This is a genomic window from Rathayibacter sp. CAU 1779, assembly GCF_054551755.1.
Window position 1 is genome coordinate 1550902 of sequence record NZ_JBTOLK010000001.1, and the last position, 17908, is coordinate 1568809.

The window sequence follows — 17908 nt, forward strand, 5'->3', positions numbered from 1 at the left end:
AGTCGGCCGAGCCCGGAGCGCGAGCACCGGCGCGCAGTCGCGTGAGCTCCCCGGGCAAGCGGAGCGAGTCGAAGGGGCGCGGCCGAGACGCCGCTGCGGGGCCTCACGCGACGCGGGCCGCACAGGCCAGTCGGTAGACTTGGCCGCCATGTGCGGAATCGTCGGGTACGTGGGCAATGACCGGTCCCTTGAGGTGCTCCTCGGGGGTCTGAGCCGGCTCGAGTACCGGGGTTACGACTCCGCGGGAGTCGCCGTCATCGACGCTGCGACGGGTGAGCTGAACGTCGCCAAACGGGCGGGAAAGCTGGGTGTTCTCGAGGACGAGCTGCGCCGGCATCCGATCGGGAACGGCTCGACCGGCATCGGACACACGCGCTGGGCGACGCACGGCGGGCCGACAGACCGCAACGCGCATCCGCACCTGGGCGACGACGGCAGGCTGGCCGTCATCCACAACGGCATCATCGAGAACTTCGCCGCGCTGCGCGACGAGCTCGCCGCCGACGGCTTCGAGTTCACGAGCGAGACGGACACCGAGGTGGCCGCCGTGCTGCTCGGCCGCGAGTACCGGGCGACGGGCGACCTCGTCGAGGCGTTCCGCCGTGTCGTCGCCTGTCTCGACGGCGCCTTCACGCTGCTGGCCGTTCACAAGGATCAGCCGGGCGTGGTCGTCGGCGCTCGCCGCAATTCTCCGCTCGTGATCGGCCTGGGCGACGGCGAGAACTTCCTCGGATCGGATGTCGCGGCCTTCGTCGAGCACACCCGTCGCGCGGTCGCGATCGGTCAGGACCAGATCGTCGTCATCACACCCGACGAGGTCGTCGTCACCGACTTCGCGGGCGATGCCGTCGAGGCGGAGCCGTTCGACGTGGCGTGGGACGCCGCAGCCGCCGACAAGGGCGGCTGGCCGAGCTTCATGGCGAAGGAGATCGCCGAGGAACCGGATGCCGTGGCCAACACCCTGCGCGGCCGCGTGCACGACGGTGCCGCCGTCATCCCCGAGCTCGAGGACCTGGACGATCTGCTGACCGGAATCGACCGGATCACGATCATCGCGTGCGGCACCGCGTCGTACGCGGGCCAGGTCGGCGCGTATGCGATCGAGAAGTGGGCGCGGATCCCCGTCGACGTCGAGCTCAGCCACGAGTTCCGGTACCGGGATCCGGTGATCGGGCCGTCGACGCTCGTCGTCTCGATCAGCCAGTCCGGCGAGACCATGGACACGCTGATGGCCGTGAAGTTCGCGCGCGCCGCCGGTGCGAAGACGCTGTCCATCTGCAACACGCAGGGTGCGACGATCCCACGCGAGTCCGACGGAGCCGTGTACACGCACGCCGGGCCCGAGGTGGCCGTCGCCTCAACGAAGGCGTTCGTCGCGCAGATCACTGCCCTCTACCTTTTCGGGCTGCATCTGGCGCGGCTGCGCGGCACGCTCACGCCCGCCGAGCAGGCCGCGAACCTCGAGGAGCTGTCCGCCATCCCCGCCAAGCTCGAACGCGTGCTCGAGTCGAGCGATTCGGTGGCGCAGTTGGCGCACTGGATGAGCGACACCCGCGCCGTGCTCTTCCTCGGCCGCCACGTCGGATTCCCGATAGCGCTGGAGGGTGCGCTCAAGCTCAAGGAGCTCGCGTACATCCACGCCGAAGGGTTCGCAGCGGGCGAGCTCAAGCACGGTCCGATCGCGCTGATCGAGCCGGGGCAGCCCGTGTTCGTCGTCGTGCCCAGTCCCCGCGGGTCGGACGAGATGCACAAGAAGGTGGTCTCGAACATCCAGGAGATCCGCGCGCGCGGCGCACGCGTGCTGGCGATCGCGGAGGAGGGCGACGCGTCGGTGCTGCCGTTCGCGGACGAGGTGGTGCGCATCCCGCTGGCCGCCCCGCTGTTCGAGCCGTTGCTGGCCGTCATCCCGCTGCAGATCTTCGCCATGGAACTCGCGTCGGCGAAGGGCCTCGACGTGGACCAGCCGCGCAACCTCGCCAAGTCGGTCACGGTGGAATAGGTGCGTCGGAGCGGAAGCGGATGCCAGTGAGCGGCTTGCGAGGAACGCCATGATCGCGGGCATCGGAGTCGACATCGTCGACCTGGCGCGGTTCGACCGCGCCGTCACACGCACGCCGAAGCTCCTCCTGCGGTTGTTCGCTGAGAGCGAACGGGACCTCCCACTGCACTCGCTGGCCGCACGATTCGCGGCGAAGGAAGCAGTCATCAAGGCGCTCGGGCGCGGCGACGTCGCCCGTGCGATCGACATCGAGGTGGTCTCCGACGTGCACGGAAACCCGGACCTGGCGTTGCACGGATCCGTCGCCGAGCTCGCGGAAGCCCGCGGAATCGTGCGCTGGCACCTCACCATGACGCACGACGCAGGCGTCGCGTGCGCGTTCGTGGTGGCCGAGTCCGCGGATCCGCTCGTGCAGCCCGGTGGTGCTGTCGCCGCGGACCAGCCGGAGTCGACAACGGCGGTGGCCGATGAGTGAGCAGGCTCCGCTGCGTGAGGCGGTCGTCGACCTCGGCGCGATCCGCAACAACGTCGAGACGCTGCGTGCGGCGATCGGCACCGAGCACACGTTTGCTGTCGTCAAGGCCAACGGCTACGGCCACGGTGCGGTCCAGGCGGCACGGGCCGCGCTCGCCGGGGGAGCGGATCGCCTGTGCGTCGCCGACCTCGCAGAGGCGCTCGAGCTGCGCGACGAAGGCGTCACGGCGCCGATCCTCGCCTGGCTGCACGACCCGGACACGGACTTCGACGCGGCCATCGCCGACGACATCGAGATCGGCGTCTCCTCGCTCGACCAGCTGACGTCCGTCGTCGAGGCTGCTCAGCGCGCCGGTCGTGCGGCCGTGATCCACCTCAAGCTCGACACCGGTCTCAGCCGCAACGGCGTGACCCCGGATGCCTGGCCCGCGGCAGTGCGTGCGGCCCGCGCCGCGGAGACGGAGGGCACCGTGCGGGTCGCCGGCGTCTTCAGCCACCTCTCCGGCACCTCGCCCGAAGCGGATACCGCCCAGGCCGACGCGTTCGACAGCGGACTCGCGGAGGCCGGTCGCGCCGGCCTGGATCCGGAGTTCGTCCACCTGGCCGCGAGCGGCGCGGCGCTCACCCTTCCGCGCACGCGCTACAACACGGTGCGCCTCGGCATCTCCGTCTACGGCATCTCGCCGTTCCCGGACCGCGAGCCGAGCGAGTTCGGGCTGCGGCCCGCGATGACGCTGAGATCGCGTGTGGTCGCCGTACGCCGGATCCCGGAGGGCCAGGGCGTCTCGTACGGCCACACGTATCGTGCGCCGGAGGACACCAACCTGGCACTGGTGCCCGTCGGATACGCGGACGGCGTGCCGCGGCAGGCATCCGGCCGTGCAGAGGTGTCGATCGGCGGGGTGAGGCATCCGATCGCGGGGCGAGTGGCGATGGACCAGATCGTCATCGCCGTTGGCGACAGCCGAGTGTCGGTGGGCGACGAGGTGGTGCTGTTCGGGGATCCCGAGCAGGGCGTGCCGTCCGCCGAGGACTGGGCGCGCGCCGCGGACACGATCGGCTACGAGATAGTGACGCGGCTCGGACGCCGGGTGACGAGGAGCTATGTCGGCGAGTGACCGGTCGGGCAGCGATCGACGCAGCGGCGATCGGCCGGGCCAGGCGGGCGCGCCGGACGGGGCCCGGATGCCACTGGCCGGCATCCGCACGATCCCGACGTCCGAGAAGATGGAGGAGTTCGGCCGCGACCTCGGCCGCCTGCTGAGCGCGGGCGACCTCGTGGTGCTGACCGGCCCCCTGGGCGCAGGCAAGACGACGCTGACCCGTGGGCTCGGCGACGGGCTCGGCGTGCGGGGACCGGTGACCAGCCCGACGTTCGTGCTGGCGCGCACGCATCCGTCTCTGGTGGACGGACCGGCGCTCGTGCACGTGGACGCCTACCGTCTCGGGTCTGCTCTGGAACTCGACGATCTCGACATCGACTTCGCCGGATCGGTCGTGGTGGTCGAGTGGGGCAGCGGCATGCTGGACGGCGTCGCCGACTCGTGGCTCGATGTGACGATCGAGCGCCCCACCGGCGCAGCTGACGAGTCGGCCGACGACACGACTGACGGCGCGACCGACGACGACGCCGAGGACGCTGAGGAGCCGCGCACCGTCACGGTGACACCGCACGGCCCGCGCTGGGTGAGCGCTCGGTAGGTCGCTCCCGGTCGGTTGAGTTGAGACCATCCCGTCGACGCCGGTTCCGACAGGCTCAACCAGCGGTGCGCTCAGCCCACCAGGCGACCGATCGTCTGCACCGCTCGCTCGAGGATCGCGGGCGAGTGGTGCCCGTACGCGATGACGATTCCCGGCCGTCCCGTGCGACTTCGCATGGGCGACAGCGGCGCGATGCGGATGCCGTGCCCCAGCGCATCCTCGGCGAGTCTCACGTCGTCGACGTGGTCGGGAAGCAGCACCAGCACATGGAGCCCGGCGGCGACCCCCTGCACTTCCGCCTGCGGAAGGTACCGGGATACCGCGGCAACCGCGGCGTCCCTGCGCTGTCTGTGTCTGGTGCGCAACGTGCGGAGCTGCCGCTCGAGCACGCCTGACCGCAGCAACCGCGCCAGCACGAGCTGCGGGACGACGGGCGATCCGAGGTCGCTCGCCCAGCGTCGCTCGGCGAGCTCGGCACGCAGGTGCTTCGGCGGCACCAGCCAGCCCAGGCGGAGCGCGGGCGCCAGGGTCTTCGAGAGGCTGGAGACGTAGGCGACGCGGTGCGGCGCGAGTGATTGAAGGGCGCGAACGGGCATCCGGTCGTAGCGGTGCTCGGCGTCGTAGTCGTCCTCGATCACGATGCCGTCGCCCTTGTCGGCCCAGTCGACGAGTGCCCGACGACGCTCGGGCGCGAGCACCACCCCGGTCGGATACTCGTGCGCCGGTGTGACGATGACGGCGCGTGTTCCCGTGCTGCGCAGGGCGTCGATGTCGATCCCGTCGTCGTCGACGTTCACCGGAACCGTCTTCTCGACCCAGTAGTCCAGCAAGCGGCGCGTGCCCGTCGACCCGGGATCCTCCATCGCCCAGGTCGTAAGGCCGTGCGTGCGCAGCGTCTGCGCCAGGAGAGCGATCGCGCCGGCCACCCCGGCCGTGACGATGACGTCGTCGGGCGAGGAGACGACGCCCCGGCTGCGTGCCAGCCACTCGGAGAGCGCCTCGCGCAGCACGAGGGGCCCCTCCGGTCTGCTGTAACCGAGCTCCCTGGCGCCTGCCGTGTCGAGCACCTCGCGCTCAGCGCGCAGCCACGCAGCACGGGGAAATGCCGACAGGTCAGGCAAGCCGGTCGAGAGGTCGAGGAGGGGAGCGGGCGCCACGGGCCCCGCTGCAGGGCCGCGTGCAGGCACCGGGGCAGGACCATCCGGCGCGGATCCGCTCGCCGCCGCGTTCGGAGTTGCGGCCGACTCCGCGACACTCGTGCGATGGCCGCCGGTGACGATCGTGCCACCGCCGCGGTTGGTGGCCAGCAGACCCTCCTCCAGCAGGCGGCGATAGGCCTCGGCGACAGTGCCCCTGGCAAGCCCGAGCTCGGCGGCGAGCACGCGGGTCGCAGGAAGACGCGCGCCCTCCGAGAGCCGTCCGTCCGCGACGGCGGCGCGCAGCCGACTCGCCAGCCATGCGGTCCGCTCCCCGGCAGGAGCCTGCCGCGAGTCGAGCTGCAGGAAATCGGATGCCCCCATTTGGCACACCACATTACGTCACTCTTGGCACTGTGCACCAGTCCAAATATCGAAGAGCATCACTGTCATGACCACTTCCCGGGCAGTTTCGCCCATCACGTCCAGGGCCACGTCCCAGCCCATGGCCCAGCCCATGTCTCAGGCCGGTCCTCGGACCGCTGCCCAGGCCGACGTCGGCACCTCGAGCGGTGCCGGCGTCGACGCACCCGCCGTCGGACGCGGATCGAGCCTGGCGGCGGCAGTGCGCGGGTCCGTCTCGATGATGTTCGTCGGCAGCGTCGTCGCTCTCACCGGCGGCGTGCTGCGCTTCGCACCGGTGTTCGCCGTGCAGAGCCTCAGATATGCGTGTGCGGCGATCGCCCTCGTCGTCTTCGTGCGCGTGTTCCGGGCCAGGTTGGTGCTGCCGCGCGGCAGGGAGTGGATCTGGATCGCAGCAGGCTCGACCACGGGCCTCGTGGCGTTCAACGTCGCCCTCGTCATCGGTGCAGCGCACGCGGACCCTGCCGTGCTCGGCGCGGCCGTGGCGTGCGTGCCCGTCGTGCTCGCCGTGCTGTCGCCGCTCCTGCGCCGCCGCGCACCGAGCCTGCGGATCGTCGCGGCGGCCGTGGTCGTCGCACTCGGCGCCGTCGCCGTGGAGGGCGGCGGACACGCGGACGGCGTCGGCATCGCCATGGCCGTCCTGCTCATGCTGTGCGAGGCAGCCTTCACGCTCCTCGGCGCACGAGTGATCGATCGAGTCGGCTCCTGGACCTACTCGCTGGCCACGACGTCGATAGCCGCCCTCGCATGCGGCGCGATCTCCGTCGGCTTCGAGCGCACGCAGTGGTCCCAGCTCATCTCCGCGCCCGTTCTGATCGGGATCCTGTACGCAGGGGCGATCGCCACGGCTGCCTCGTACGTCCTGTGGTTCACAAGCGTGGGACGGGTGGGCGCCGCTGTCACCGGTCTGACGGGCGGATTCGCCCCTCCGGCGGCGGCGCTCCTCGGCGTGCTGTTCGGAGCGGATCTCCCGTCGCCCATCGGCTGGATCGGCATGGTGGCCATCGCGGCCGGGCTCGCATGGGGGTTCGCGGCCCCGCGGCGCGGTCGTCCCGGCAGGGGCGGTCGCACCGCCCGGGCTCTCGCGCGGATCCGTTGACCGGTCGGCGTGACTACGCTTGACGGGTGCTCCTCGCCATCGACACCTCCGCCGGTACGTCCGTGGCCGTCGTCGACCGGGAGGCCGGGGTGCTCAGCGAGCTGACCACGGTGGACACGATGCGGCACGCCGAGGTGATCGGCGGGATGATCCGGGATGCGCTGGTGCAGGCATCCGTCACGCCCGCCGCACTGTCCGGTGTCGTCGCCGGCATGGGCCCCGGCCCGTTCACCGGACTGCGGGTCGGCATCGCAGCAGCCAAGGCCTTCGCGCTGGGAGCAGGCACGCCCCTCGTTCCCGTCGTGAGTCACGACGCGGTCGCCGTCGAGCGATACGGCGCCGGCCATACCGGCCGACTTCTCGTGGTCACCGATGCCCGTCGCCGCGAGCTCTACTGGAGCGAGTATGGCGGCATCGACGAGGTCGGCATCCCGCTGCGCATCGGAGGCCCCGGTCTTGGCAAACCGGATGCGCTGCCGCACGCGGATGCAGGGTCGCGGTACGACGCGGCATCCGTCTCGGCAGGAGCGCTCGGGTTGCTGGCCGAGTGGCTCTACTTCCATCGCCGCCCGTTCGCGGAGGACCGTCCGCTGTATCTGCGGTCGCCGGATGTCACGCCATCCAGCGGCCCGAAGCGGGTGACGGCATGACGGGCGGATCGACGGGCGGGCAGACCGGCGGGCCAACGAGCGAGCCGACACTGCGGCGCGCGACACCGGCGGATCTCGACGCCATCATGGTGCTCGAGTCGTCGATCTTCGTGACGGATGCCTGGTCGGCGGAGGGTGTGGCATCCGAGCTGGCCGGCGAGCACTCGCACTACCTCGTGGTCGAAGCGGATGGCGACATCGTCGCGTACGGCGGACTCCGCGCGGTGCACGGCTCGACGGATGCGGACATCCAGACCATCGCCGTCGCCCCCGGATCCCGTCGCCACGGCCTCGGCCGCAGGCTGATGGTCGCGATGATCGACGAGGCGGCCTCGCGAGGCGTCCGCGACGTGTTCCTCGAGGTGCGGGCCGACAACCCGAACGCGCAGCAGCTCTACCTCTCGCTCGGATTCGAGGCGCTGGCCGTGCGACCGCACTACTACCAGCCGGACGACGTGGACGCCGTCGTGATGCGGCTGACCCTGCCCTCACCCAGCTCGCTGAGCGCGCGCAGCGAATCGAAGGGCACAGCATGACGGCCGCCGAACCCTTGGTCATCGGCATCGAGACCTCGTGCGACGAGACCGGCGTCGGCATCGTGCGCGGCACGCGCCTTCTCGCCAATGTGATCGCCTCGAGCATGGACGAGCACGCGCGCTACGGCGGAGTCGTGCCGGAGGTCGCAGCGCGCGCGCACCTCGAGGCGCTGGAGCCGACCATCACCGAGGCGGTCGAGAGGGCCGGCATCCGCTTGGCCGACGTGGACGCGGTCGCTGTCACCAGCGGTCCGGGGCTCGCGGGCGCGCTCATGGTGGGTGTCGGCGCGGCGAAGGCGCTCGCGGTCGCGCTCGACAAGCCGCTCTACGGCGTCAACCATCTGGTCGGCCACGTGGGCGCCGACCTGCTGGATGCAGACGGCGGACCGGGACGCCAGATCGAGCTGCCGACGATCGCACTGCTCGTCTCGGGCGGCCACACCTCGCTGCTCCACGTCCGCAGCCTCACCGACGACGTCGAGCTGCTCGGCGAGACCATCGACGATGCGGCGGGCGAGGCGTTCGACAAGGTCGCGCGGGTGCTCGGCCTGCCGTATCCGGGCGGACCGCAGATCGACCGGGTCGCGCTCGAGGGCGACCCGACGGCGATCCGCTTTCCCCGAGGGCTCACGCTTCCCAAGGACCTGGCCAAGCATCGGTACGACTTCTCGTTCTCCGGGCTGAAGACCGCCGTCGCACGCTGGGTCGAGAAGCGTGAGGATGCCGGCGAGCCCGTTCCTGTCGCTGATGTCGCTGCGAGCTTTCGCGAAGCCGTCGCCGACGTGCTGCTCCGCAAGGCGATCGCGGCGTGCATCGACCGCGAGGTGCCGCGCCTGCTGCTGGGCGGCGGCGTGGTCGCCAACGCCCGCGTCAGGCAGCTCGCGCAGGAGAGAGCGGATGCCGCAGGCATCACCCTGCGCATCCCCGCCTTGTCCTTGTGCACCGACAACGGCGCCATGATCGCCGCGCTCGCAGCGCAACGCATCGCGGCCGGACACGGTCCCAGCGGTCTCGACTTCGGCGCGGATTCCACCCTGCCGGTCACCGACATCCAGGTCTGATCGGGGCAGCGGATCCGTCACCGGCCGGGCGCAGCGCGGTGGACGCGACGACGGTCTCATGGCTGGCCGAGCTCATAGCAGAGTGACACGCCATGGCAAGGCTTCGTTGACACCCTCAGAGTGCGATGCCAGCATGGGAATACTCAGCTTTCGCTCAGGTTTCGTAGCGGGCGAACGGTCGGAGCCTCAAACTCCGGCGACCGTCACCGAAAGGACCACGCCCATGTCAGACCCCAACGCTCCTCAGGATCCGTCCACGGGCCAGCAGCCGCCCGCAGGGTCTCCGGTGCCGCCCGCGCCCGAGCAACCGGCTGCCCCGGCGGTCCCGCCGCCGCCGGCAGCCGAACCAGCGGCTCCGCAGCCGCCCGCTCCGGCCGCGCCGGCGGCTCCGCAGCCACCGACTTACGGAGCTCCGCAGCCGCCGACCGCTCCGCAGCCGCCGAGCGCTCCGGTGCCGCCCGCACCGCCGCAGTACGGTGCGCCGGCGGCGTCGCCGTACGGCGGTGCGGCGGCTCCGGCAGGTCGGAAGGCGCCGGTGCTCAGCATCATCGCGCTCATCGCCGGAATCCTGAGCGTGGTCGGCGCCTTCATCTTCGACTGGATCCCGTTCGTCGGCGCGATCATCGGTCTCGTCATCTCGGCGGCCGCGATCGTGCTGGGATTCCTCGGTCGAACTCGCGAACCGCAGGCGAAGGGCATGTGGTTGACCGGACTCATCCTCGGCTTCGTCGGGGTGGTCATCAACCTGATCTTCCTCATCTTCTGGATCGCGGTCTTCGCTACGTCCGGCTCGTACTCCACGTACTGAGGCGCGCAGTCCACGCACTGATACGCTTCGGCGTCTCAACCCACCACGAAAGGCACACCGCATGTCCGATCCGAACGCTCCGCAGAACAACCCGGAGCAGGTTCCGACGCCTCCGCCGTCGGGAGCCCCGCAGCAGCCCCCGGCCCCGCAGCCGCCGGCACCTGCACAGCCCCCGGCGTACGGTGCGCCTCAGCCTCCGGCACCGCCGCAGCCGGGTTACGGCGCTCCGCAACAGCCATACAGCGCTCCGCAGCAGGCTCCGGGCCAGCAGCCCGGGTACGGCGCTCCGCAGCCGCCAGCGCCGCAGTACGGCGCCCCGCAGCAGCCTCCGGCACCGCCATACGGTGCTCCGCAGTATGGTCAGCCCTACGCGCCGGCCGCCTCAGGCAAATCGCCGGTCCTGAGCATCCTCGCCCTCATCGGCGGCATCATCGGCGTGATCTCGCTCGGTTGGGGCGCGCTGTTCGGTATCGCCGCCATCGTGCTGGGATTCCTCGCCAAGTCGCGCGAGCCCCGGGCGAAGGGCATGTGGCTCACGGGCATCATCCTCGGATTCGTGTCCGTGCTCTTCATCGTGCTCTGGATCATCTTCATCGTCATCGCCGCAATCGCGAGCGCGTCGTACAACTACAACTACTGAGCGCGCGCCGCCACGGCACGTTGGGAACGCGCGAGGGCCGTCCGTCGGGCGGCCCTCGCTGCTTGATGGTCGTGACCGGCCGATTCGCCGGCGGTCACGACCATCAGCGCTGTGTGGGCGAGACGATCCGCGATCACCGTCCGACCGGTCCGCGATCACCCTCGGGCCGGTCCGCGATCACCGTCCGACCGGTCCGCGATCACCCTCGGGCCGGTCCGCGATCACCCTCGGGCGGATGCGCCCATCCGCTCGACCAGAAGCGCGACGTGTCGTGCGCCGATCCGCGTCAGCACCAGGGTGCCAGAGCCCTCGCCCTTGAGCTTCAACCGCTTGCGCAGGGCGGCGGGATCGACATCCGCTCCGCGCTTCTTGATCTCCAGCGTGCCGATGCGACGCGCTGCGAGCGCCGACCGCAGCTCGGACTCCTTGTAGGGGAGCTCCTCGATCACGCGGAAGGCGACGGCGAAGTCGTTCTCGACGAACGTGTCGGAGGTGAGGTACGCGATGTCGTGCCGCAGCATCCGCGCGCCGAGGCCTCTCGCCAGGTCGCCGATGAGCCTGGCGCGGATGACGGCCCCGTCCGGCTCGTACAGGTAGTCGCCCAACTCGCCGACGGGCTCGTCGTCGGCGTCGTCGGCAGCCGTGAGCTCCGCGACGCGGTCGCCGTGCAGCACGAGTGCGGCGCGACGGATGCCGTCCCGCGCGAGTGCGCCCGTCCAGACGCCCGCCTCCACGACCTGGCCGTCGACGGAGACCCACTGGGCCTCGGCGTCGTGCGGGAGCAGCGCGTGGTCGACACCGGGTCCGAGCTTGACGCCGACCGGCATCCGGTCGGCCAGGCCGAACGCGAAGTCGAGGCCGGGCGACCAGTCGGACGGATCGGAGAGTCGCCTCGTGTTCGCGTGACCCGACGTGCGACGGGCCGGATCGAGGTAGACGGCATCCTGACCGGTGAGCTCCACGTCTTCTGCGCGGGCGTTCAACACCCGTGACTGCGGGAAAGGAGCCAGGTTGTAGCTGGCGATGACGGCCGTCACCTCGTCGGCGTCCACGGCCGTGACCTCGAGGTCGAGAGCGGAGAAGGCCATCGCATCCCCGCCGATGCCGCAGCCGAGATCCGCGACTCTGGTGAGGCGGGCGCGCGAGAACCGTGCCGCGTGACGTGCGGCGACCGACAGCCGGGTCGCCTGCTCGAGGCCGGCTTCGGTGAACAGCATCCGGTCGGCGAAGGGCCCGAACTTGGCTGCAGCCTTCGTTCGCAGCTTCGACTGGGTGAGAGCGGCGGCCACCAGCCCGGGCGGATGCCCCTCCTTGCGCAACGCGGACACCGTTCGCACCACGTCTGCCGCGCTCTCGTACCGCGGCAGTGAGTCCAGCAGACGCAGGCCCTCTGGGCTGAGCAGCTCGACCAGTTCCGCGCGTTCCACTGCGCCAACCTATCGCGACCCGCTCCGCGGGGTGTTCGCGAGAATCGGAGGGTGCGACGGATACCGGAGGGCGCGACGGATACCGGAGCATTCGTCCGGTATCCGAGCGGAGAGCGCGACCTCTCCGGAATCCGCGCGGCGATGGCTGCGGTTCAGGTCGCTGGAACGTCCGATGGCACGGCCCGGCCATCATCCGCCTGGCTCGGACTTGACCTCAACATTGGTTGAGGTTCTAGGGTCGTACACTGGTGGGTGGCGCGCGGCATCACCACGAGCGCACTCTGAGCAACCGCCGGAGCGATGTTCGAGCACCTCCCACCCCTGATCCGAACCTTTCCGCGCCCGACAGAAGTCCGATAGAAGTCGAATGACCACCACAGAACCCTCAACCGAGGCCCTTGCCGCCACGCCTGCCGCCACCCCGTTCGCCGGTGAGACGGATGCTCCTTCCGCGCCGCCGCGAGAGGCGACCTCCGCCGCGTTCAAGGAGGCGTTCCGACTGCATCCGGCCGGCATCGCGCTGATCACGGCCGCGACCGACGAGGGACCGGTCGGCCTGACGGCGTCGAGCGTGGCCTCGGTGGGGATCGACCCGCCAGCCCTGGCGTTCTCGGTGACGCGCGCGACCGGCAGCGCCGGCGGCATCCTCTCGGCTCCGACGCACCTCGTGCACCTGCTCGATGCGCAGCACATCGACCTCGCGCGGGTGTTCGCGGTGTCCGGAACGGAGCGATTCACGGCGGAGCAGGGATGGTCATACCTGCCGACGGGCGAGCCGCACCTGGCCGACGCGCGGGTCGCGCTGCGGTGCCGCATCCTGCAGCAGACCGCTGTCGGATCCTCGGTGCTGGTGCTCGCCGAGGTGCTGGACATCCACCTGGGTGAGCGCGGCGAGCCGGTCGCCTACGTCGACCGCGAGTTCCGTCGCCTCGGAGACTGACGGCATCCGGATCGCGTCATCCGCGCGTGTTGCCCGCCGGCGTTGCTCGATCGTGCGGCCGGACTGCGTCCGCCGATCGCGCGACCGGATCGCGGCCGTCGATCGAACGGCCGGATCGCCTGAGCCGATCGCGTGACCGGGCCGCGTCTCTCTCGGACCTCGGATGACCTCAGTTTGCACTCACGTTGCACGAGTGCCAACCGTGCGCCTACACTGCTCATTAGCACTCTCAGTGTCAGTGTGCTAACAACGTCTTCAGTACAAAGTACAGAAAGAGGTCAACCGTGTCGGTCTCCATCAAGCCGCTCGAGGATCGCATCGTTATCAAGCAGGTTGAGGCTGAGCAGACCACTGCATCCGGCCTGGTCATCCCCGACACCGCCAAGGAGAAGCCGCAGGAGGGCGAGGTCGTCGCCGTCGGCCCCGGTCGCATCGACGACAACGGCAACCGCGTGCCGCTCGACGTGAACGTCGGCGACAAGGTTCTCTACTCGAAGTACGGCGGAACCGAGGTCAAGTTCGGCGGCGACGAGTTCCTCGTGCTGTCGGCTCGCGACGTGCTGGCGGTCATCGAGCGCTGACGCTCGCGGCGTTCGCCGCAAACGCTCCACAGGGGTCCGGATGCCACGCATCCGGACCCCTTTCGCGTCCCTTTCGCGTCCCTTTCGCGTCCCTTTCGCGTCCCGCCCGCGCACCGCTTTCCCGCACCGCTGAACCGTTCCAGCCTGCGTCGTTGCACGTTCCAGTCCGTCCGCCCGCGTTCCAACACCGTCCGCCCACGTTCCAACACCGTCCGCCCGCGTCCGAGCACCCTCCGACCTCGTCCCAACACCGTCCGCCCACGTTCGAACTGCAGATATGGCGCTTCCCCGACGCGTATGGCGCCATATCTGCAGTCGAGGAGGGGGTAGGGGTCGGAAGGACGGGGACTGGGGTGGATGGGGCTCTGCGGGTCGGAGGGGTGCGGGCGGTGTCGGGGGCGACACATACGATTGGTCGGTGTCCGAATCCGATGCGAGTTCCCCGCACCCAGGAACGCCGCAGGAAGCGTCCGACACGGGAGCCGACGCATCCGCTCCGTCCCACACCGGTCGCGGCATCGTCTACGCGCTCGCCGCGTATCTCATCTGGGGCTTCCTGCCCATCTACTTCATCGCGCTCGCGCCGACCGGACCGTTCGAGATCGTCGCGTGGCGCGTGTTGTTCTCGCTGGTCTTCTGCGCGATCGCCATCCTGATCACGAGGGCGTGGCGCCCGTTCGTCGCGATCCTGAAGCGGCCGCGCATCGTGTTCATCATGGGGGCGGCCGGCGCGCTCATCTACGTGAACTGGCAGACGTATGTGTACGCGACGACGTCGGACCAGGTGGTGGAGGCATCCCTCGGCTACTTCATCAACCCGATCGTCACGGTGCTGCTCGGCGTCATCGTGCTGCGGGAGCGCCTTCGCGTGACGCAGTGGATCGCGATCGGCATCTCACTCGTCGCCGTGGTCGTGCTCACGGTCGGCTACGGCAAGCTGCCGTGGATCGCGCTGGCGCTCGCGTTCTCCTTCGGGCTCTACGGCCTGGTGAAGAAGCAGGTCGGACGCGACGTGGACGCGCTGAGCGGACTCACGCTCGAGACCGCGTGGCTGGCGCCGGTCGCGGCAGTGCAGCTGATCGTCGTCGGCGCGACCACGGGGATCACGCTCGGCCACGAGGGTGCGTGGCACACCGTCGCCCTGATCGGCGCCGGCGTCATCACCGCCGTGCCGCTGCTGTTCTTCGCCGCGGCGTCGAGGCGGCTGCCGCTCATCGTGATGGGCTTCATCCAGTACTTCACGCCCGTCCTGCAGCTCATCGTCGGGGTCGCGCTGCTGCACGAGCCGATGCCGCTCGAGCGCTGGATCGGCTTCGGCCTGGTGTGGGTCGCTCTCGCCCTGCTCACGGTGGATCTGGTGCTCGCCGTGCGTCGCGACCGCCGCACAGGAGCGACGAGCCAGGAGGCGACGGATGCCGTGGCATCCGACCCCCTGCCGGAATGAGCATGCCGGGCGACCGCTCGTGCGTGCGCTGTCGACGTGTTGCGAGACAGTGGGTGATCTCGCGGCGGATCCGCGGGGTCGTTCGCCGGGTGCCTGGCGCATAGTGGAGGCATGTCGATCGGCACGCTGCTGCTGCTCAGCGCGGTGCTCGGTGCGAACTTCGCGGAGACGTACGCGCTGGCCACGTATCGTCGCGCCGTGCGCGGATCGCACCAGCGCTACGTGTGGCGCAGCCGATACGTGCTGCTGGCATGCGTCGTCGCCGTGCTGTCAACGGTGATCGCGATCATCGACGTGGCCGGCGGGGACACCGTGTTCGCCACGTTGTGGCTTGCCATCGCCGCCATGCGCGTCGTGGCTCTGGTGCTCAACCGTGACAAGGACGACGACGACTGGTTCAAGCGCACCGGCCGGGCGATCCGGAAGGGCGTGAAGAAGGTCGTCGCCGCGCTCACCCCCGCCCCCGGCTCGGCAGCGCCGGTGCCCGCGTGAGGCGGCCGATGCGCGGGGCCGTGCGGGGCATCCGGAATTCTTGTCGGTAACACGGCGTTATCCTGGAACATCCGAACGCGCTGGTGCAGGGGGATTGCACCACGATCCGCCCTTGCCGCGTGGCGGGTGACGGCGAGCAAGAGCGTGCGAGCGCACACGCGCCGCGTTCGACAGCGGGCGTTCTCGGGATGATCTCCTCGTGGATGACCCAGACGAAGACAGGGGAGAGATGAACCAGGCAGACCCGTTCGGCTTCATGGGATTGACCTACGACGACGTGCTGCTTCTTCCGGGATACTCGGACCTCGCCCCATCGGACATCGACACCACCTCGCGGCTGACCCGCGAGATCTCGCTGCGGGTGCCGCTGGTCTCCGCAGCGATGGACACGGTGACGGAAGCGCGCATGGCGATCGCCATGGCCCGCCAGGGCGGTATCGGCGTGCTGCACCGCAACCTGTCGATCGAGGACCAGGCGCGCCAGGTCGATCTCGTCAAGCGCACCCAGACCGGCATCATCGACAACCCTGTGACGATCGGCCAGTCGGCAACGCTCGAGGAGCTCGACACGCTCGCGGGCGAGTACCGCATCTCGGGCTTCCCCGTCGTCGACGGCGACCAGCGGCTCATCGGCATCGTCACGAACCGCGACCTGCGCTTCACGCCGGTCGCCGAGTGGAAGACGACGACGGTCGCCGATGTCATGACCCACGCGCCGCTCATCACAGGCCCGTCGACGATCACGCGCGAAGAGGCCACGATGCTGCTGCGCAAGCACAAGCTCGAGCGTCTCCCGCTGGTCGACGAGTCCGACCGTCTCACGGGACTCATCACCGTCAAGGACTTCGTCAAGTCGGAGCAGTTCCCGAACGCCTCGCAGGACGGCAGCGGACGCCTGCTGGTCGGTGCGGCGATCGGCTACTTCGGCGACGCCTGGCAGCGAGCGACGACGCTCATCGACGCGGGCGTCGACGTGCTGGTCGCCGACACGGCGCACGGCAACGTCCGCATGCTCATCGAGATGGTCTCCCGACTGAAGAAGGATCCGGCCACTCGCGACGTGCAGGTGATCGGCGGCAACGTCGCCACCCGTGAGGGCGCGCAGTCGTTCGTGGACGCCGGCGCGGACGGCATCAAGGTCGGTGTCGGCCCCGGATCCATCTGCACGACACGCATCATCACGGGTGTCGGAGTGCCACAGATCACCGCGGTGTACGAGGCGTCCCTGGCGGCTCGCGCCGCAGGCGTCCCGGTCATCGCCGACGGCGGCATGCGTCACTCGGGAGAGATCGGCAAGGCCATCGTGGCCGGCGCCGAGTCGGTCATGCTCGGCTCGATGCTCGCGGGCACCGAGGAGACGCCTGGAGACACCATCCTGGTGAACGGCAAGCAGTTCAAGGCGTATCGCGGCATGGGCTCCCTCGGCGCGATGTCGTCGCGCGGCAAGAAGTCCTATTCGAAGGACCGCTACTTCCAGGCAGAGGTTGCCGACGACTCGCTCATCGTGCCGGAGGGGATCGAGGGCCAGGTGCCGTTCAAGGGCTCGCTCAGCACCGTGGCCCACCAGCTCGTCGGCGGACTGCACCAGACGATGTTCTACGTCGGCGCGCGCACCATCCCCGAGCTGCAGGAGAAGGGCCGGTTCGTGCGGATCACGTCGGCGTCACTCAAGGAGAGCCACCCGCACGACGTGCAGATGACGGTCGAGGCGCCCAACTACTCGCGCTGATCCGACTCATGCTCGAAGCGCCCGGCCAGAAGGTCGGGCGCTTCCTGATCTGAGGCCGTGGTGCGACACGTGTCCGCCACCCACCCCTTTATCGTCGAGCCACCCGTCTCTTGCGCGTTCATTGCGGGGTGGTTCGGCGATAAAGGGGTGGCTCGGCGGACGGCGCGCGTCAGCGGCGGCGGCGGTACTCAGCTCCTGGTCCGTAGATCACGATGCCGCACAGTGGGACCAGCAGGAAGAACAGCCAGCCCCAGGCCCATCCGTTCCAGGCGAATCCCGCGATGAAGAACAGCCCAAGCGCGAGGAACGGGACGAACGCCATGATCGTGGCGCCTACCGCGCCGCCGAGGGCACGGGAGTGGCGGCTCCAGTCATCCTGGAGCGCGGGCGCAGGCGGTCGGGGGAGATCCTTGAACAGGGGAGCGAGGTCGCCCCAGGTCACGGCCGTGCGAGCGAAGTCGGAGCGCTCTTCGAACTCGGCGGACGACAGCCTGCCCTCGTCGCGGGCGGTGGCCAAAGCTGCCACGGCATCCGCGCGGTCGCGATCGGCGACACGTTCGGCGGGACGGAGGGGGTTCGCGTAGTCGACCATGACCCCAGCTTGGTCGCCGCGCGCCCCGGATGCCAGTGCCTCGCCGGTGCCGATCCGCATGAACGTGGCGAGCGGGCGAACGTGGCGAACGAGCGAACTAGCGAGCGACCGGGCGGATCGGCCGGCAGATCCATTGCGTCCACCGCTCGACTCTCTGCGCTCGCCAAGCGAGCTCG

18 protein-coding genes are annotated in these 17908 nt (G+C 70.0%); 15 read left to right on the forward strand and 3 right to left on the reverse strand.

Annotated features, from left to right (window positions below; all coding sequences use genetic code 11):
* Positions 1-148 precede the first annotated feature (148 nt).
* The 4 genes from glmS to tsaE all read left to right on the forward strand — a co-directional run bounded on the left by glmS (position 149) and on the right by tsaE (position 4174).
* Complete coding sequence (gene glmS / locus ACX9R5_RS07085) at positions 149-1999, forward strand: glutamine--fructose-6-phosphate transaminase (isomerizing) (protein WP_459408283.1); 1851 nt, start codon at positions 149-151, stop codon at positions 1997-1999.
* Positions 2000-2048: 49 nt separating this feature from the next.
* Positions 2049-2474, forward strand: a complete 426-nt coding sequence (locus ACX9R5_RS07090) for a holo-ACP synthase (RefSeq protein ID WP_459408284.1) — start codon at positions 2049-2051, stop codon at positions 2472-2474.
* Positions 2467-3591, forward strand: coding sequence for an alanine racemase (alr, locus tag ACX9R5_RS07095; protein ID WP_459408285.1), 1125 nt, complete (start codon positions 2467-2469; stop codon positions 3589-3591). The genes ACX9R5_RS07090 and alr overlap by 8 nt, the downstream gene beginning before the upstream one ends.
* A gap of 67 nt (positions 3592-3658) precedes the next feature.
* Complete coding sequence (gene tsaE / locus ACX9R5_RS07100) at positions 3659-4174, forward strand: tRNA (adenosine(37)-N6)-threonylcarbamoyltransferase complex ATPase subunit type 1 TsaE (RefSeq protein WP_459409046.1); 516 nt, start codon at positions 3659-3661, stop codon at positions 4172-4174.
* Between the two features lie 71 nt (positions 4175-4245).
* Here the strand turns inward: tsaE and pdxR are convergent, their stop codons facing one another.
* Positions 4246-5694, reverse strand: coding sequence for a MocR-like pyridoxine biosynthesis transcription factor PdxR (gene pdxR / locus ACX9R5_RS07105; protein WP_459408286.1), 1449 nt, complete (start codon positions 5692-5694; stop codon positions 4246-4248).
* Between the two features lie 67 nt (positions 5695-5761).
* Here pdxR and ACX9R5_RS07110 point away from each other — a divergent pair, with 67 nt between their 5' ends.
* The 6 genes from ACX9R5_RS07110 to ACX9R5_RS07135 all read left to right on the forward strand — a co-directional run bounded on the left by ACX9R5_RS07110 (position 5762) and on the right by ACX9R5_RS07135 (position 10527).
* The gene (locus tag ACX9R5_RS07110; protein ID WP_459408287.1) at positions 5762-6832 is read left to right on the forward strand and encodes a DMT family transporter; all 1071 of its coding nucleotides are present in this window, start codon (positions 5762-5764) and stop codon (positions 6830-6832) included.
* Positions 6833-6858: 26 nt separating this feature from the next.
* Positions 6859-7482, forward strand: coding sequence for a tRNA (adenosine(37)-N6)-threonylcarbamoyltransferase complex dimerization subunit type 1 TsaB (gene tsaB / locus ACX9R5_RS07115; protein WP_459408288.1), 624 nt, complete (start codon positions 6859-6861; stop codon positions 7480-7482).
* Complete coding sequence (gene rimI / locus ACX9R5_RS07120; RefSeq protein ID WP_459408289.1) at positions 7479-8018, forward strand: ribosomal protein S18-alanine N-acetyltransferase; 540 nt, start codon at positions 7479-7481, stop codon at positions 8016-8018. Before tsaB ends, rimI begins: the two co-directional genes overlap by 4 nt.
* Positions 8015-9079 carry a tRNA (adenosine(37)-N6)-threonylcarbamoyltransferase complex transferase subunit TsaD gene (tsaD, locus tag ACX9R5_RS07125; RefSeq protein ID WP_459408290.1) on the forward strand — a complete coding sequence of 355 codons (1065 nt, stop codon included), beginning with the start codon at positions 8015-8017 and terminating at the stop codon, positions 9077-9079. The genes rimI and tsaD overlap by 4 nt, the downstream gene beginning before the upstream one ends.
* 451 nt (positions 9080-9530) lie before the next feature.
* Entirely contained in the window at positions 9531-9887 is a 357-nt protein-coding gene (locus ACX9R5_RS07130; protein WP_459408291.1) for a hypothetical protein, read from the forward strand.
* 61 nt (positions 9888-9948) lie between these two features.
* Positions 9949-10527 (forward strand): DUF4190 domain-containing protein, encoded by a 579-nt coding sequence (locus ACX9R5_RS07135; protein WP_459408292.1) that lies wholly within the window; start codon positions 9949-9951, stop codon positions 10525-10527.
* Between the two features lie 221 nt (positions 10528-10748).
* Here ACX9R5_RS07135 and ACX9R5_RS07140 read toward each other — a convergent pair whose 3' ends face one another.
* Complete coding sequence (locus ACX9R5_RS07140; protein WP_459408293.1) at positions 10749-11954, reverse strand: class I SAM-dependent methyltransferase; 1206 nt, start codon at positions 11952-11954, stop codon at positions 10749-10751.
* A gap of 367 nt (positions 11955-12321) precedes the next feature.
* On the opposite strand from ACX9R5_RS07140, the gene ACX9R5_RS07145 reads away from it, so the two are divergent.
* From ACX9R5_RS07145 to guaB, 5 genes are all read left to right on the forward strand, one after another.
* Positions 12322-12894: a flavin reductase family protein gene (locus tag ACX9R5_RS07145; RefSeq protein ID WP_459408294.1), complete on the forward strand. Its 573-nt coding sequence runs from the start codon at positions 12322-12324 to the stop codon at positions 12892-12894.
* Positions 12895-13178: 284 nt separating this feature from the next.
* Complete coding sequence (gene groES, locus ACX9R5_RS07150; protein ID WP_459408295.1) at positions 13179-13475, forward strand: co-chaperone GroES; 297 nt, start codon at positions 13179-13181, stop codon at positions 13473-13475.
* Between the two features lie 418 nt (positions 13476-13893).
* Positions 13894-14919 (forward strand): EamA family transporter RarD, encoded by a 1026-nt coding sequence (gene rarD / locus ACX9R5_RS07155; RefSeq protein ID WP_459408296.1) that lies wholly within the window; start codon positions 13894-13896, stop codon positions 14917-14919.
* Positions 14920-15030: 111 nt separating this feature from the next.
* On the forward strand, positions 15031-15411 hold the full coding sequence (locus ACX9R5_RS07160) for a hypothetical protein (protein ID WP_459408297.1): 381 nt from the start codon (positions 15031-15033) through the stop codon (positions 15409-15411).
* A gap of 229 nt (positions 15412-15640) precedes the next feature.
* Positions 15641-17140 carry an IMP dehydrogenase gene (gene guaB, locus ACX9R5_RS07165; protein WP_459409047.1) on the forward strand — a complete coding sequence of 500 codons (1500 nt, stop codon included), beginning with the start codon at positions 15641-15643 and terminating at the stop codon, positions 17138-17140.
* Positions 17141-17309: 169 nt separating this feature from the next.
* Here the strand turns inward: guaB and ACX9R5_RS07170 are convergent, their stop codons facing one another.
* Positions 17310-17792: a DUF1707 SHOCT-like domain-containing protein gene (locus tag ACX9R5_RS07170; RefSeq protein WP_459408298.1), complete on the reverse strand. Its 483-nt coding sequence runs from the start codon at positions 17790-17792 to the stop codon at positions 17310-17312.
* Positions 17793-17908 lie beyond the last annotated feature (116 nt).

Bases quoted from the DNA above. Each gene is read 5' to 3' on its own strand.
- rimI (WP_459408289.1), top strand. From the start codon at position 7,479: ATGACGGGCGGATCGACGGGCGGGCAGACCGGCGGGCCAACGAGCGAG.
- glmS (WP_459408283.1), top strand. From the start codon at position 149: ATGTGCGGAATCGTCGGGTACGTGGGCAATGACCGGTCCCTTGAGGTG.
- ACX9R5_RS07090 (WP_459408284.1), top strand. From the start codon at position 2,049: ATGATCGCGGGCATCGGAGTCGACATCGTCGACCTGGCGCGGTTCGAC.
- ACX9R5_RS07135 (WP_459408292.1), top strand. From the start codon at position 9,949: ATGTCCGATCCGAACGCTCCGCAGAACAACCCGGAGCAGGTTCCGACG.
- guaB (WP_459409047.1), top strand. From the start codon at position 15,641: ATGAACCAGGCAGACCCGTTCGGCTTCATGGGATTGACCTACGACGAC.
- tsaD (WP_459408290.1), top strand. From the start codon at position 8,015: ATGACGGCCGCCGAACCCTTGGTCATCGGCATCGAGACCTCGTGCGAC.
- ACX9R5_RS07170 (WP_459408298.1), bottom strand. From the start codon at position 17,792: ATGCGGATCGGCACCGGCGAGGCACTGGCATCCGGGGCGCGCGGCGAC.
- alr (WP_459408285.1), top strand. From the start codon at position 2,467: ATGAGTGAGCAGGCTCCGCTGCGTGAGGCGGTCGTCGACCTCGGCGCG.
- ACX9R5_RS07160 (WP_459408297.1), top strand. From the start codon at position 15,031: ATGTCGATCGGCACGCTGCTGCTGCTCAGCGCGGTGCTCGGTGCGAAC.
- ACX9R5_RS07110 (WP_459408287.1), top strand. From the start codon at position 5,762: ATGACCACTTCCCGGGCAGTTTCGCCCATCACGTCCAGGGCCACGTCC.
- ACX9R5_RS07145 (WP_459408294.1), top strand. From the start codon at position 12,322: ATGACCACCACAGAACCCTCAACCGAGGCCCTTGCCGCCACGCCTGCC.
- pdxR (WP_459408286.1), bottom strand. From the start codon at position 5,694: ATGGGGGCATCCGATTTCCTGCAGCTCGACTCGCGGCAGGCTCCTGCC.
- tsaE (WP_459409046.1), top strand. From the start codon at position 3,659: ATGCCACTGGCCGGCATCCGCACGATCCCGACGTCCGAGAAGATGGAG.